At 49.6% G+C, this 13,856-nt stretch carries 16 protein-coding genes; 3 read left to right on the forward strand and 13 right to left on the reverse strand.

Features of this window, described 5'->3' with window-relative positions; all coding sequences use genetic code 11:
* Positions 1–28: 28 nt before the first annotated feature.
* From IEY46_RS17940 to trhA, 3 genes are all read right to left on the reverse strand, one after another.
* Positions 29–295, reverse strand: a complete 267-nt coding sequence (locus IEY46_RS17940; RefSeq protein ID WP_188993300.1) for a hypothetical protein — start codon at positions 293–295, stop codon at positions 29–31.
* A gap of 528 nt (positions 296–823) precedes the next feature.
* Positions 824–1,177 carry an iron-sulfur cluster insertion protein ErpA gene (gene erpA / locus IEY46_RS17945; protein ID WP_188993301.1) on the reverse strand — a complete coding sequence of 118 codons (354 nt, stop codon included), beginning with the start codon at positions 1,175–1,177 and terminating at the stop codon, positions 824–826.
* Between the two features lie 113 nt (positions 1,178–1,290).
* On the reverse strand, positions 1,291–1,929 hold the full coding sequence (gene trhA, locus IEY46_RS17950; protein ID WP_188993302.1) for a PAQR family membrane homeostasis protein TrhA: 639 nt from the start codon (positions 1,927–1,929) through the stop codon (positions 1,291–1,293).
* 321 nt (positions 1,930–2,250) lie between these two features.
* Here trhA and mqnE point away from each other — a divergent pair, with 321 nt between their 5' ends.
* Together mqnE and IEY46_RS17960 are read left to right on the forward strand one after the other, a co-directional pair.
* On the forward strand, positions 2,251–3,354 hold the full coding sequence (gene mqnE / locus IEY46_RS17955; protein ID WP_188993303.1) for an aminofutalosine synthase MqnE: 1,104 nt from the start codon (positions 2,251–2,253) through the stop codon (positions 3,352–3,354).
* An 87-nt stretch (positions 3,355–3,441) separates the two neighbouring features.
* Positions 3,442–4,509, forward strand: a complete 1,068-nt coding sequence (locus tag IEY46_RS17960) for an NAD(P)/FAD-dependent oxidoreductase (protein ID WP_188993304.1) — start codon at positions 3,442–3,444, stop codon at positions 4,507–4,509.
* Between the two features lie 13 nt (positions 4,510–4,522).
* Here IEY46_RS17960 and IEY46_RS17965 read toward each other — a convergent pair whose 3' ends face one another.
* Positions 4,523–4,795: a YuzB family protein gene (locus IEY46_RS17965; RefSeq protein WP_188993305.1), complete on the reverse strand. Its 273-nt coding sequence runs from the start codon at positions 4,793–4,795 to the stop codon at positions 4,523–4,525.
* 94 nt (positions 4,796–4,889) lie between these two features.
* Between IEY46_RS17965 and IEY46_RS17970 the strand changes: the two genes are divergently transcribed.
* Positions 4,890–5,138 carry a NifU family protein gene (locus IEY46_RS17970; protein ID WP_188993306.1) on the forward strand — a complete coding sequence of 83 codons (249 nt, stop codon included), beginning with the start codon at positions 4,890–4,892 and terminating at the stop codon, positions 5,136–5,138.
* A gap of 171 nt (positions 5,139–5,309) precedes the next feature.
* Here the strand turns inward: IEY46_RS17970 and IEY46_RS17975 are convergent, their stop codons facing one another.
* The 9 genes from IEY46_RS17975 to IEY46_RS18015 form a co-directional block, all read right to left on the reverse strand.
* Positions 5,310–6,095: an SDR family oxidoreductase gene (locus IEY46_RS17975; RefSeq protein ID WP_188993307.1), complete on the reverse strand. Its 786-nt coding sequence runs from the start codon at positions 6,093–6,095 to the stop codon at positions 5,310–5,312.
* Positions 6,096–6,125: 30 nt separating this feature from the next.
* Positions 6,126–6,836 (reverse strand): Cthe_2314 family HEPN domain-containing protein, encoded by a 711-nt coding sequence (locus IEY46_RS17980; RefSeq protein ID WP_188993308.1) that lies wholly within the window; start codon positions 6,834–6,836, stop codon positions 6,126–6,128.
* Between the two features lie 122 nt (positions 6,837–6,958).
* Positions 6,959–7,495 (reverse strand): GNAT family N-acetyltransferase, encoded by a 537-nt coding sequence (locus IEY46_RS17985; protein ID WP_188993309.1) that lies wholly within the window; start codon positions 7,493–7,495, stop codon positions 6,959–6,961.
* Positions 7,496–7,723: 228 nt separating this feature from the next.
* Positions 7,724–8,674 carry a COX15/CtaA family protein gene (locus IEY46_RS17990; RefSeq protein ID WP_308422811.1) on the reverse strand — a complete coding sequence of 317 codons (951 nt, stop codon included), beginning with the start codon at positions 8,672–8,674 and terminating at the stop codon, positions 7,724–7,726.
* Positions 8,675–8,838: 164 nt separating this feature from the next.
* Positions 8,839–9,192 (reverse strand): thioredoxin family protein, encoded by a 354-nt coding sequence (locus IEY46_RS17995; protein ID WP_188993310.1) that lies wholly within the window; start codon positions 9,190–9,192, stop codon positions 8,839–8,841.
* 37 nt (positions 9,193–9,229) lie between these two features.
* On the reverse strand, positions 9,230–10,861 hold the full coding sequence (locus tag IEY46_RS18000; RefSeq protein ID WP_188993311.1) for a copper amine oxidase N-terminal domain-containing protein: 1,632 nt from the start codon (positions 10,859–10,861) through the stop codon (positions 9,230–9,232).
* A 74-nt stretch (positions 10,862–10,935) separates the two neighbouring features.
* Positions 10,936–12,597, reverse strand: coding sequence for a putative polysaccharide biosynthesis protein (locus IEY46_RS18005; RefSeq protein WP_188993312.1), 1,662 nt, complete (start codon positions 12,595–12,597; stop codon positions 10,936–10,938).
* Between the two features lie 33 nt (positions 12,598–12,630).
* A complete protein-coding gene (locus IEY46_RS18010; RefSeq protein ID WP_188993313.1) occupies positions 12,631–13,353 on the reverse strand; it encodes a ThuA domain-containing protein in 723 nt (240 codons plus the stop codon).
* A gap of 23 nt (positions 13,354–13,376) precedes the next feature.
* On the reverse strand, positions 13,377–13,853 hold the full coding sequence (locus IEY46_RS18015) for a DUF456 domain-containing protein (RefSeq protein WP_188993314.1): 477 nt from the start codon (positions 13,851–13,853) through the stop codon (positions 13,377–13,379).
* Positions 13,854–13,856: the final 3 nt, after the last annotated feature.

Consider the following 13,856-nt stretch of genomic DNA (forward strand, 5'->3'; position numbering starts at 1 on the left):
CTTGTGCAGGGAATCTAGTGTCCACGCGCTAGTGCCGTACTCTTCCGTATTGGATAGGTTTCAGCTCGGAAAATTGCGTTAAACGGAGTCTTCCGGATCGATGGCTTAGCGGAGACAATATCTGAGCGCGCCCTGAAACACCAGGGTTCACCGTTACATTATTTTGTTGCAGATTTGGAATCGCTACAATTCCGCTGGAAATAAATTCGAGCATACGTCCCTTATCAAGATTAAGGTGCCCGGCAATTTCCAGGATGTCCAGTTGAATCGGCGAATCATTCTCGAAAACTGTCAAAACGTTTCCTCCTTACTCCCACTATCTATATCTATAACCAGATTATAAGGACTCAAACGTGAGGAGGCTGTCGAAACTTGTAACATTAATGAAATTTTAGAAATCCGGCGATAATCCCGATTATTCATACATCAAACGAGCAAGGCGAAAGGTAAAAGAAACAGAATCGCCTTTATAGGGGAATTCTTTAAAATGCTTGATACCACTAGCCTCCAGAATACCTTCGAAAAGAAGACATTCCTTAAATACTCAAAATAACACCCAATTGTGGTAAATGAAGGAGATGAAACATAGAGAATGTCATATTCACACCGAACTAGTCGGGCCAGACTATATATTATGAAAGGGTAGTCAGGAAGTCATGAAGCACTCGTATATGCAATCTTACACTTATATTACAAGATGAATCATTCGACTTTTCCTGTTTCTTTCATCAAACAAAAAAAACCTCCAAGGACGAATGAACCGAGTTGTTCACCCCATTCGTCTTAGAGGCCGGAGAACTTTTATCCCAGATACCCTGTATTCTTAACAATCACCCGGTTTACCCGCGGCAACCGCCGTACGGAAGGACGATCCGCATCCGCATGTAGCGGAAGCATTGGGATTGTTTATGGTAAACCCTCCGCCCATAGCGGATTCCTTGAAATCAATTTCCAGACCGTTCAGATACTGCAGGCTATCATTGTCAACGACCACTTTAAGTCCACTGTATTCAATCACTTTATCTTGGTCATTCTGCTCATCGTCAAATCCCATGCTGTACGAAAACCCGCTGCAGCCGCCTTCCTTAACACCGATGCGCAAAAACAGGTTAGGCGTTTCTTCTGAGCTGAGCATTTCTTTTATTTTTTCATTTGCGGTTTCGCTAATGTTAATCATACATAATCCCTCCTTAGTCCATAGTCATGCAATCTCCGGCAGCAATGCCGCCCTTGATTCTTAATTATACTCCACTTTACGGTACGGCTCAATATGCTTTGCGTCTGTATTCATTACGGCAAAATAGACAAAATCGCAAAGAAATGAAAAACGGAACCGCCTACCACGAAGAGATGCCATACGGCATGGTGATATGGAAAACTCCTCCACATATAAAAAATCGTTCCAAAGCTGTACAGAAGACCGCCGATGATCAGCAATTGCAGGCCGCCCGGATTAATATGCGCTTTGAGCGGTCCCCAGGCAAAAACAATCATCCATCCCATCACCAGATAAAGGATCGTCGAAGTAAACAGAAACCGGGATGTGAAGAAGGACTTGAATATAACTCCGCAGACCGCCACTCCCCAGATAATGCCGAAAAATGTCCAGCCTTTGGCTCCCGGCACCAAATGAAGCAGAATAGGCGTATAGGTTCCTGCAATAAACAAATAAATACAGGCATGATCCAGCTTCTCGAACACATCCTTCACCTTTCCGGCTGGAAAGCTGTGCAGCAGCGTGGAGCAGGTATAGAGCAGCAGCATCATGGTGCCATAAATGGTGAAGCTCACCACATGAGACGCTTGTCCCTTGAGAGCCGCAAAAACGATAAGGACCACCAGCGCCGCGACACTGAGCAGGATGCCTAGGCCATGGGTAAGGGCGTTGGCCACTTCTTCCCTGCGTGAGTATGTGTGCGTATTTGCCAATTCCACACCTCTTTTCGTGCGCGTTAAAAATAAATCCCATCCGTCTGTAAGTGCCCTAGCCGCGCTTTCTCTTCTATTGTACCCCAATTCTCTTCAAGACGGTAATGGACGGCCTATCGCGAGTTGATTTCCTATTGCCTCTTGATCCCAGCCTGACTTTTGTGGTTGCCGCTCAGCGCGAGGAGGTTTATAATAGGGTCAGTTGAGGTTCATAAACGGTTATTACGGTATTCGCAAGTGACTTTTTTCACAAAGTATTTATTTCATAACACATATCACCGGACCTATACCCAGTGCCCGGCGGACTAGGAGGAAGCCGTCATGAATGTAGCCATACCGACAGAAGACAAGCAGATGCAGGATATTATCGAGAAAGTTCGCTCCGGGGAGCGTCTGACCCGTGAAGACGGGGAATTTTTGTATCGTTCCGATGATCTTTTGACTATTGGACAGCTGGCAAATGAGGCTAATATGCGGAAGAACGGCCGCAAGGTTTATTTTATTGAGAACATGAGTCTGTATTTCACAAACGTCTGCGAAGCCCACTGCGCTTTTTGCAATTTCCGCAAGGATAAAGGCGAAGAAGGTTCCTACACGCTCTCCGGAGCGGAAATGATCGAGTATGTGGAACAGCATATCCATCCTGGCGTTCGGGAATTCCACATTGTCGGCGGACATAATAATCATGTTCCGTTTCAATATTATGTAGATTCGTTAAAAGCATTACATGAGCGTTATCCCGATATTACGCTTAAAGCCTACACAGCAGCAGAAATCGACTTCTTCTCCAGAATCAGCGGGCTAAGCTATCGCGAGGTGCTTGAGGAGTTGATGAAGGCCGGCCTGAAAAGTCTTACCGGCGGAGGTGCGGAGATTCTCTCCGACGAGTACCGTAAAAAAATGAAGGTGGACAAAGCCGACGTTTCCCAATACCTTGAGGTTCACCGTACCGCCCACAATCTTGGGCTTCGCACCCACACGACTATGCTTTATGGTTCCGTCGAGAAACATGCAGACCGGATTAATCATATGCTGCAAATCCGCGAGCTGCAGGATGAGACGAACGGATTTTTGGTCTTTATCCCTCTCTCCATGCAGCCAATCAGCCCGAAGGCGGGTATCCGCCGTCGCAACTCGGCTTTTGAAGACCTGAAGACCATTGCGATCAGCAGGCTGATGCTGGATAATTTTCAGCATATTAAAGCTTATTTTATCAATATTGGGACCCAGCTTACGCAAGTCTCGCTGACAATGGGCGCATCCGATGTGCATGGTACGATCGTCAAGGAACGAATCAGTCATGCTGCGGGCGCTCTTACTCCCGAAGGCATTACACGCGAGGATCTGATCTGGCTGGTTAAAGGTGCTGGACGTATTCCCATAGAACGGGATACCTTCTATAACGAAGTAAAGATTTATGAGTAAGACAGCGGACATTAGCGCGCATACTAAGCATCATCATTTAAACGCAAAAGGCTTTACTGCAGATGATAAAGAAGGTTGGGGTTGCCAATGAAGCGTTTTGTCATACTCGGAGGCGGCTACGGAGGCTTAACCGTTGCCCATCAATTGCTGGATGGCGAGCTGCCCGATGACACCATTATTGTTATGATCGACCGCATGCCGTATCAGGGACTTAAGACGGAATATTACTCTCTCGTTGCCGGTACGGTAGCGGATATTGACCTTCGTGTCGGTTTTCCTTCCGACCCCCGGCTGCTGATTATGTACGGAGAAGTCTTGTCGGTTGATCTGGAATCCAGGCAGGTGGGAATTGCGGGCCAGGATCCCATTCATTATGACTGGCTGGTTATCGCCCTTGGCTGTACCGACAAGTTCCACAGCATTGAGGGCGCAGAGTTGTATTCCAACAGTATTCAGACCTTCACTGCCGCCCGCAAAACGTATCAGGCTGTCAACGATGTCAAGCCTTACGGCCAGGTCACGATTGTAGGCGGTGGACTAAGCGGGGTGGAAATCGCATCGGAGCTGCGCGAAGGCCGTCCGGACATCAACATCCGCATTGTTGACCGTGGACCGAGCATTCTTTCGGCTTTCCCCGGCAAACTGCAGAACTATGTGTCCTCCTGGTTCACGGAGCATGAGGTGGAGATGCGCGGCCATGTTTCGCTTCACAAGGTGGAGCAGGGCGTGTTGTATGACCAGAACGATACAAGCCCTCTTATGACCGATGTTATTGTATGGACTGCTGGTATCCAGCCCGTATCGCTGGTGCAAAAAATCAATTTGCCCAAGGATTCAACCGGGCGTCTGATTATCAATGAATATCACCAGCTTCCCGACCATCAGGAAGTATTTATTGTCGGGGACTGCGCGTCTGTTCCTTTCGCGCCAAGCGCCCAGGCGGCGGAGGCCCAGGGCAAGCAGGTAGCCGAAGTGATGCAGGCCCATTGGAGCGGCAAAAAACCGAAGCTCTCTAAAATCAAGCTAAAAGGCGTGCTCGGCTCGCTTGGCAAGAAATCCGGTTTTGGTCTGATGGGCCGTACTCCGATTATGGGCCGTGTGCCGCGTGTACTCAAGAGCGGTGTGCTCTGGATGTCCAAGCATCATTTGGGATAAAGCAGCAGAAGCCTTATAAATCGTCAATCAGCCGGTCGAGGGCTGCCCGTTCCGCATCCTGCTCATTGATTGACTTCATGATCTCATCATAAAGTTCTTCAGCTTCTGCGGCCGCAACGATCTCGCCATTGACCATGGCAAATGGAAACAGGTAACATTCACCGCAGTTGCCGAGGCAGCCGTATTCTATAATTTCGAGCTCGGGATTCCCTTCGAGCCGTTTCATCACTTGGTCGGTGCCATGGTGCATATTGCTGGCGCAAAATTCTATTATCGGTTTTAGCATGCGGGTTCTCACCTTACCTTAAATGATATCGGATGATATCCATTTTCAATTACGCTACTTTGTATTATAATAGGGGAGAAAGGAGTGGATTGCAATGAGTGAAAGTACACAAAGCAGCACAATGTATGATGAAGTGTTGGATGTATTGGATAAGCTTCGCCCTTTCCTTCAACGCGATGGCGGCGACGTCGAGCTTGTTGACGTAGAGGATGGTATCGTTAAGCTGCGCTTGATGGGTGCTTGCGGCAGCTGCCCAAGTTCAACCATTACTCTCAAAGCAGGTATTGAACGTGCCCTGCTTGAAGAAGTTGAAGGCGTACAAGAAGTCATGCAGGTATTTTAAGCCATAACAAAAGCTTCCAAGAAGAAACGGCTGCGCCGTCCTCTGGCGGCAAGGTTCGTTTCTTCCCTTAGACCTTATAGAAATTTATTAGAATTAAATTCTATAAGGCTACAATAAAGAGTCTTGCCGGAATTTGCCTAAGGGCAAGCCGTCAAGACTCTTTTCTCTTGTTTATGTAACCGGGATGCTGTTCTTAATGGGATCGAAGCCGCCGGTGACATCAATAATATTGCCCGTCAAATAATCGGAAGCGTGCATGCACAGAAAACCAATGACGCGAGCGATATCTTCCCCGCTTCCCGGTCGGCCGCCCGGCGACTCTTCATCACGCTCACTGCGGACTTCCAAAATGGACCGTTCCTTGTTCAAGCCTTTAATATCGCCCGGGCAAATCATGTGAACCGTAATCCCGTCCCCTGCTTCCTCAACGGCCAGCGTTTTTGTGAACGAAACCAGTCCTGTTTTAGCGGCAGCATAAACAGCCCTGTGCGGCCAGGCGCGGCCTTCTCCCGCATGCCCGAAGCCAAAGTGGATAATACGCCCCCACTTTCTTCTGCGCATCCCTGGGAGCAGTTGATGATCAAGCAGCATCACGCCCAGCAGATTGCCATTAATGAGGCCGATAATATCCTCCACTGCGTAATCGGCAAAACGTTTGCGTTCCCTGATAAAAGGTCCGGCGTTATTAATCAGGATGTCGATGCACCCGCTGGATGACCAGCTTTGTGCCTGCGCGGCCAGCCGTTCAACGTCGGAGCGGATGGAAATATCCGCCTGGAAAGCCGTACAACGGACGCCCAGCTGTTCAATTTCTGCGGTAAGCTGCCGGGCTTCTTTTTCACTGGATACATAGTTCAATACAAGATCGCAGCCCATACGGGCCAATGCCAGCGCCGTCACCTTGCCTAATCCTTTGGCGCTGCCCGTGATTAAAGCAGTTTTACCACTTAGCTCCATGGGTCACCCTCCCATGTGAAGTATAGCATATCAGATTTGTTTCCTCATATGGTTGCATGCATAATCAAATGTCAACAGCAGCGTTCCGTAAATGAGTTCCATTCCTTGTGCAAGATCGGCGCATCGTTCCTTCAGGTTCTCCAGCCGGTGCAGTTCCCCGTAGGCCGAGTAGCTCTGCTGCAAATCATCCTGCAGCTCCGAATTCATATAGTGAATCTCCGTGTTGCGGCGCTTGCGCAGTCTCCCCATTGGCTCTTTGTACTGCTCCTTCAGCTGCTCCAGGCCGGAACCCAGCCGTGTATGCAAATTCCGCTGCCGCATGCCGCGCAGCACCGTGAAGTAGGAGAAATGAACCTTGAATCGTTCCGTATGAAGGTCAAATAATTCATTCATCAACGTTCCCAATTTATCGAGTAAGGCGAATAAACGGATAAAGGCGTTTTTATCAAAATAGACATGCCGGTGGTAATTCAGCAGCTCTTCCGCTGACATGCTTTCCATAGAAGGAGATGTCACTTTGTCTGCCAGTTTCCGCGCCGCATATTGACTCTGCTCCAATTCATCAAGCGATACGATGAGCCCAAGAGTCCATATTTCATACTTCTTCATCTTATGCTCGCGATCCTGTCCTTTAGAAATGGAACCATGCAGCATGGATGCAAAACGCTCCATGATTTCCATTGTTTTGAGAAGTTTTCCCTCCGATTTGCGCGGTGGTTCGTCGAACAATATTCGCAGCATCTGCTAAATCCCCCTAGGGTCCGCTGTATGATGTAAACAATCTCTGGAATCAGTAGGTAGGTTTCCCCAAAAGGTTCAAGTCCAACATGGCAAAGATTGAAGGTCCAGTCACGGTGAATGGATCAAAGACGCTTCAAACGCTCCTGATCATTGATTTGTCCGAAGATCAACTTCCATCGCTCAATCTGACCAGGATCGGCGATTTCCGGTTCATAACCGAGCTTCAAATAACTTACGATCGCAGCCAAGCGCGAATCATCCGTGTTCAGAATGGCGCTTACGCGCTTCTCTTCAGCCATCCGGTGCATAGCTGCCAAGCTTACCATATACCCTAGCTTACGGCCTGCGTGGGCTGCAAGAGCGCCTACCATATGCAGGTATCCTGTCTCGTCCCCCCACTGCTTTCGCCACCATGCAGATGCGGTTGCAACAGGTTTCCCTTCCCAGCATATAAAGAAAATCCGTTCTGGTCTATATTCATCGTCATCGGCCATCATTGCGAAACGGTATTCTACCCCGAAAGCTTCATTGATAATAGTTTCCCAAGCAGCTTCGTCGCCTGGTTGGAATGAACGTACTGTGTAGTCTGAAGCAAGCTGTACTTCGGGCAGTCCAGCCAGTGAAGGGTTAAACATCACCAATTGCGGTTGTTCTTCCATATTAGCCCTCCTTCGCCCATCAGATATCGTTACTCTAAGCGCTTCCATGAAGCCTTGTTAATCTCCGGCTCCTTCATCAGCTGTGCATCGTTCACTTCCCATGATGCTCAAATCGTTGAACCAAATCAAGCATTATTTTTTGTGTCGCATGCATGAGGCATCAAAAAAAGGAAAGGAAGGGCCGTCACGGGTACGGGCCTTCCAGCTAACAGACATGGAATCAAAAAATCACGATCGCTTGAGCGGGCGGTTGAAGCGCCCTTCCTGCCATTTCCAGGCGCGAACCATCAAATCCGCCATTATACCGAACAGGAAAGAAACGATAATATTATGGAGGATACTCGTAAACACCAGCAAATCATCATTAGACAGCGTAGCCGTCAGGACAGCTCCGCTGACAATCTGCAGGCAAATCAGAGCTAATGCCAATGAAGCTGTGCGGCGCAGCTCAGGATTTGTCGCACAAACCCGGCTGACATGGCGCCACAGCCAAATGACGGCTATCAGCAGAACCAGTGCGCCCAACCGGTGGATAAAAACAATCCCGGTGGCTCCTTCCATCGTCGGAATGAATTCTCCATTGCAAAGCGGCCAGCCTTGACAGCCTCCTGAAGAATCCGTATGACGGACAAAAGCGCCTAAATAAACGACAATATACGTATAAATCAATACACCCAGCACCAGACGGAAAACCGATCGCGGCACCGCGGAAAGCGGTTTGTCGTCGATGGTTCCGCGCCGGACCCTGTTGACCCAGAATACCAGCAGCAGAGTACTGACAAATGCCAGGATCGAAAACCCGAAATGCATGGCCAGTACGGCCGCGGACTGCTCCCATACTACCGCGATAGCGCCCAGTACTGCCTGAAGCAGGGTGAAAAACCCAGCCAGACTGGCATAAATGACAGCCTCAGGTTTCCGGCGGTAAAGCACCAGAGTGGAAATAAATACAGCCAGCACCAGAAGGCCAACCAGGCCGCTAATCAGTCGATGTGAATATTCAATTAACGATTCCAACGTATAGGCTGGTATGAACTTCCCGTGGCATAGCGGAAAATCTGTCCCGCATCCTCTGCCAGAATCGGTATTCGTTACCAAGGAACCGGCTATTAGTACAAGAAACATTCCAATGCACGCCGCAATAGCAATATAACGATAACGGCTTGGGGTCAATCTCATCACCTAGCTTCCAAAAAAGATTCAACTCCACAATTATAACGAACTCATTCGACAAATACCATGTTCAAACTGTGAACGAACGCTTCTTTAACCGCAATGTAGGCCTAAATGTGTCACAATACAAAAAAAGCCCGCAAGTGCTGGCCTGCGGGCTTCAACCTGTATTATTTTGATTGGTCCAATACTTCCGCTACTTGCAGGGCGCGGTCCAGAAACTGCTCAATTTCCTCGCGCGATTTACGCAGCTTGTTAACGAAACGTACAAGCTCCCGGCTGTCTTGGAAGGCAATAAAGCTTGGGATGCCAAGAATATTCAATTCTCCGCACAACTCCGGTAAATCGTCCCGGTCCACCTCGACAAAACGGATACGACCGGCATACTTCTGCTCGATATCTGGCATGAAGGGCTCAATAAAATGGCAATCCTTACACCAGGTCGCCTTAAACACGGCAACGGTGATTGGTTCTTTGGAAGCAATCGTAGTACGGAAAGCTTCGTCGGTTTTAATGATCTCCATAAATCCAAAGCACCACCTTTCTCATGCGGTCAAGCGTTTAAGGCTGGCGGTTGATGACTAACGTGTCATTCGTTTCATACCAATCCTGCCATTCAAGCTCCCCGCCCAGAGCCTTGACCAAATCACGGGCGGACACGTAAGTGACTCCTTGAACAACCGTCGTCGGGAATGCCCATTTCAGTGTCTTCCCATTCACAACGGCTTGGTTACTTCCGGCCTTTAATACGAGCGTTGTGTAAGTTGCATCGTCGTATATCGTTATTTTACCTGTAGCGGCATCCTTAGTCAAAGTCGCGCCAAGCTGCTCAACCGTTTCTCGCAGCGGAATGATCGTCACGCCAGCCGGTGTCCGGATAACAGGATTGCTGCTGTAGTCAGCATTGAACTGCACAGATTGTTTGTTAATTTCCAAATCATTGCGAAGCAAACCATATAGGGTGGAATTGCTCTCAAGCTGGCGGAGCAGCTGATACCCTTCCATGGCATCCAGATCGGTTTCATGAAGCGCCTTCGGGGAATCCACAGGAACTTCCGGTGTCACCGCGCCGTTGACATTCCAGGTCTCACCTGAGAGTTTAATCCAGATTCCTTCGAACGGCGAATCGGATAATTCGTCGCCCATACTCGTCAGTTCATCCGTTTCGGCCGCCGCAGCGGCAGAGTCGTCAAACTGGGGAACGATGGAAGCTTCCACAGTCGATTTGCGGATATCCAGCTTGCTATCTACAAAGAGGTCTATTTTGATATAAGTCTTCTCGTTTAATATCTCATTCACCGATTGCGGGTCGGATTCATTCATCCCTTCCCTCATTTCAGTGAGAAAACTTGCAATACTTTCGGATGCTTCCTCGACAGCGGCCTGTTTCTCGTCTTCCTTGGGAAGCGTTCCAAATATGCTCTCTCCGGCAACCGAGCCAACTAAATCGGTTTGCTCCTCCAGTGCATCAAACAGGGCGGCAATCATAGCGTTCAAGCCTTCTTTATCATTCAACAGGGCATCAACATATTTGCCTGCCCAGTCCCATAACTCCGGGCCGTTCAACTCGGCGTGAATACGCATGCCAGCCACAGATTCGCCATTTACCGGCTCCTGGCCTGCCTCCACCGTCAACTTGCTGGGATTAGGCAGATTATTGATAGCATAGCCACTGACAATGTCGACAATCTGCTTGGCTGTTTTCGTCATGGCTTCCTTGTCTTCCGCTGTCCCGTCATTGCCCGGATATAGATCATCTGCATACAAACCGCCCAGCAGCTCATCGTCCAAACGAATGACGACCGGCTTCTTGACGCCTTCCAGATTTAATTCCAGGAGCTTGTCATTGGCTTTAAGCGAGAAACCTATGCTTTTCCCGTTCAGTATAAGCTTGCCGTTCAGGGAAATATTTCCGCCTTCCGACATTTTTATATCATCCAGCTCCAGATTGATTTGTGAGATCCACTTGACCAGCGTAGTTAATTCCTCGTCTTCGCCGTCCAAAGCCCCATCGGCAAGAAGCAGCTTGAATTCGATATTCTGCTTACTTTCCATCGAAGAAACCTTAACCGATTGCTTGAGCATTTCATTAAAATCCACCCCGCCAAGCGCCTGACAACCTGCTACGATCATCAGAGTCAACGCAAGCAAGGTCAGACCGATAGCTTTACCGCTCCTCTTCCACTTTTTCAACAAAAAAACCCCTCTCCATGGGTAAACAGACTAACGTCTATTCTACCACGGAAAGGGTATTAATGGAATATTGTTTATTCGCTTCCAGCTTTCTTCGAACGGGCAGTTAAGCGCATTAACGGGCTTAATAACTTCCTCATCGGCCCGGGGAACTGGCGGACATCCTCCTGGGTTACAACACGCAGCAGGACCAGCAGCGCGACGTAAAGCCCCAGGGACACCACACCGGCCGCCCCCGCGGAAATGAAATACGTCAGCTTGTCCGGGAGGGCATCAAGCAGACGTCTGCCAGCGAAGTCCACAAGCCAGCCTGCGGCCGCCGATACTGCGATCGTCACCCCATAGCCGAACCAGCGGCTTCCAAGGACTTTGATCGGCACGTCCTTGCGGATTTCCCTTAGATTCAGATAAGCAATAATAACAAAACAAATCGTAGAGGAAAGAATGAGACCGTATGCCCCCATTAAAGGAGCAAGAACCAGACTCAATATTACTTTTGCCGCAAGTCCCACCAGCGTATGACGCATCGGCAGACGCGGTTTACCCAGGCCGAAAAGCACGGAATTGCTGGTCATCATCGTAATCTGAAAAATCGTGCCCGCTGTCAGCGCAGCCACAAGCCCGCTTCCGCCCGTACCGTCAAACAGAAAACCCGTAACGGATATGGAGGCAATTGTCAGCATGAGCGCAGCCGGCACACCGGTAAAGACAACAATCCGCATCACCAGCGAGGTTTGCCGCTCAACCTCATTCATATTCCGGACCGAGAAGGCGGAGGAAATAACCGGAATAATGGAAGAGCTGAGGGCAATCGCCAGAATCGGCGGAATCCCCGCAATTCCCTGGGCTCTGAAGCCCAGCCATTTGCTGGCGAGTTTCCCGGCTTCTGCTGACGAATAGAATGCATCAGTCAAGCGGCTGAACAACAGAATATCAAAATTATAAATAAACTGTACCGTCATTGCGGCAATAACGACCGGAACCGAGATCGAAAACAGTTCTTTGTAGATGGACCGGTAGGCCAGTTTCGAGGTTGAGGAACCGTCTCCCGGTTTTTTGGCGTTGGCTTTGACCGGACCTTCAGCCGCATCCTGCCGGCGCAGCCGCCTGGCGTAATAAAGCATGACGAGAAAAGCGCCCACACTGCCCAGCACGCTTCCGAAGGTGGCGGCACCTGCCACCCAGCGGTCGCTCCATCCCCAGGATAACAGAAGTACAACGAGTCCTATTGCTGTAATAACACGCATAAACTGTTCGACGATCTGTGAGATTCCGCCTGCCATCATGAACTGGCGGCCTTGAAAATATCCCCTCATCATCGCTATGACCGGAAACAGCAGCAAGGCAGGGGCTATCGCCCGAATGGAAATGTCCGCCCCAGGGTGCTGCGAGATTTCGGTGGCGATATATGGAGCGAACAGATACAGAAGACTGGCAACAACTAATCCTGTTACCGCTCCGAACCACAAAGCGGCACGGTAGATGCGCTGGGCATCATCGGGACGGCCGAGAGCGTAACGCTCCGACACCATCTTGCTGATGGCGCTTGGGATTCCCCCCGTGGCAATGATAAGCAGCATAAGATAAATGTTATTGGCGACGTTGAAATAATTTCCTCCGTCAACAGTGAGCATATTATCCAGCGGGATACGCTGGAAGATCCCCAGAAATCGGGCTACCAGCGCCGCAGCCGCCAGAATAATTGTTCCTTTGATCAAGGAGTCTTTTTTAACCATAAGCTGCTCTGAATTCTCCCCGCACGTAAAAATTTATTTCGCTTTGATTTCCTCGAGCGGCTTATGGTTGCCGCGAATGGGTGCTGCAGCATTGGATGGGGCAGCCCAGCGTGCTCCGTTGCGGATAACTTGAAGTACGTTTTCGTTATAATAGGTTGGATATGTTTCATGGCCGGGACGGAAATAGAACACTTTGCCTTGTCCGCGGAAGAACGTGCATCCGCTGCGGAACACTTCTCCGCCTTCAAACCAGCTGACAAGCACCAGCTCGTCTGGAGCCGGAATATCAAAATGCTCGCCATACATCTCTTCGCGCTCAAGCACGAACTGTTCGGGAATGCCCGCAGCGATCGGATGCGCCGGATTCACAACCCAGATCCGCTCCTTCTCATCGGCTTCGCGCCATTTGAGGTCACAACCGGTACCCATAAGCTTCTTGAAAATTTTCGAAAAATGTCCGGAATGCAGCACGACCAGGCCCATTCCGCCCAGAACTCGAGCATGTACGCGGTCGACTATAGCATCGTCCACTTGATCATGGCCTCTATGGCCCCACCATACCAACACATCAGTACCGTCCAGAACCTCTTCCGTCAAGCCGTGCTCCGGCTGGTCCATTGTAGCCGTACGGACCTCGAAACCATCGGTCCCAATCCCCTTTGCAATGGCATTATGTATGCCGTCCGGATAAACCGCTCGTACTTCTTCGCTATCCTTCTCGTGCAGAAACTCATTCCAGACTGTCACTTTGACCATAATTTTCGCCTCCAAAATTTAATTTAGATCCAAATAAAGAACAGCACGATCATCACAACCTGCAGGATGATCTTCACAACCGTACTGGAAAATAATCCGACAACCGCGCCGAACCCGACCTTCAACGATTTCTTGAAATCGGAACCCACGATCAGCTCGCCAATTACAGCTCCAAGCAAAGGTCCGAGCAGCAGGCCGAAAGCCGGGATAACGAAAGGTCCGGCAATGACGCCGATGGTGCTGCCGATAATAGAAGCCCGCGTTCCGCCATATTTCTTCACACCCCATGCGCTGATCGCATAGTCGGCCAGAAACAGCGCCGCCACAATCAACGTCTGGATCGTCCAGAACCAGAAACCGAAGGGCTGAAAGGAAATAAAAAAACCGTAAACGAAAAAAGCGGCATAGATAGCAAGCGCACCAGGAAGGATGGGGAAAATCGCTCCGGCCATACCAACCGCAAACAAAATGATTACAAGTATCCAACCGGCGATTTCCACAGC

Origin of the sequence: Paenibacillus nasutitermitis, from assembly GCF_014641075.1 — a bacterium.
Taxonomy (GTDB): Bacteria; Bacillota; Bacilli; order Paenibacillales; family Paenibacillaceae; genus Paenibacillus_Z; species Paenibacillus_Z nasutitermitis.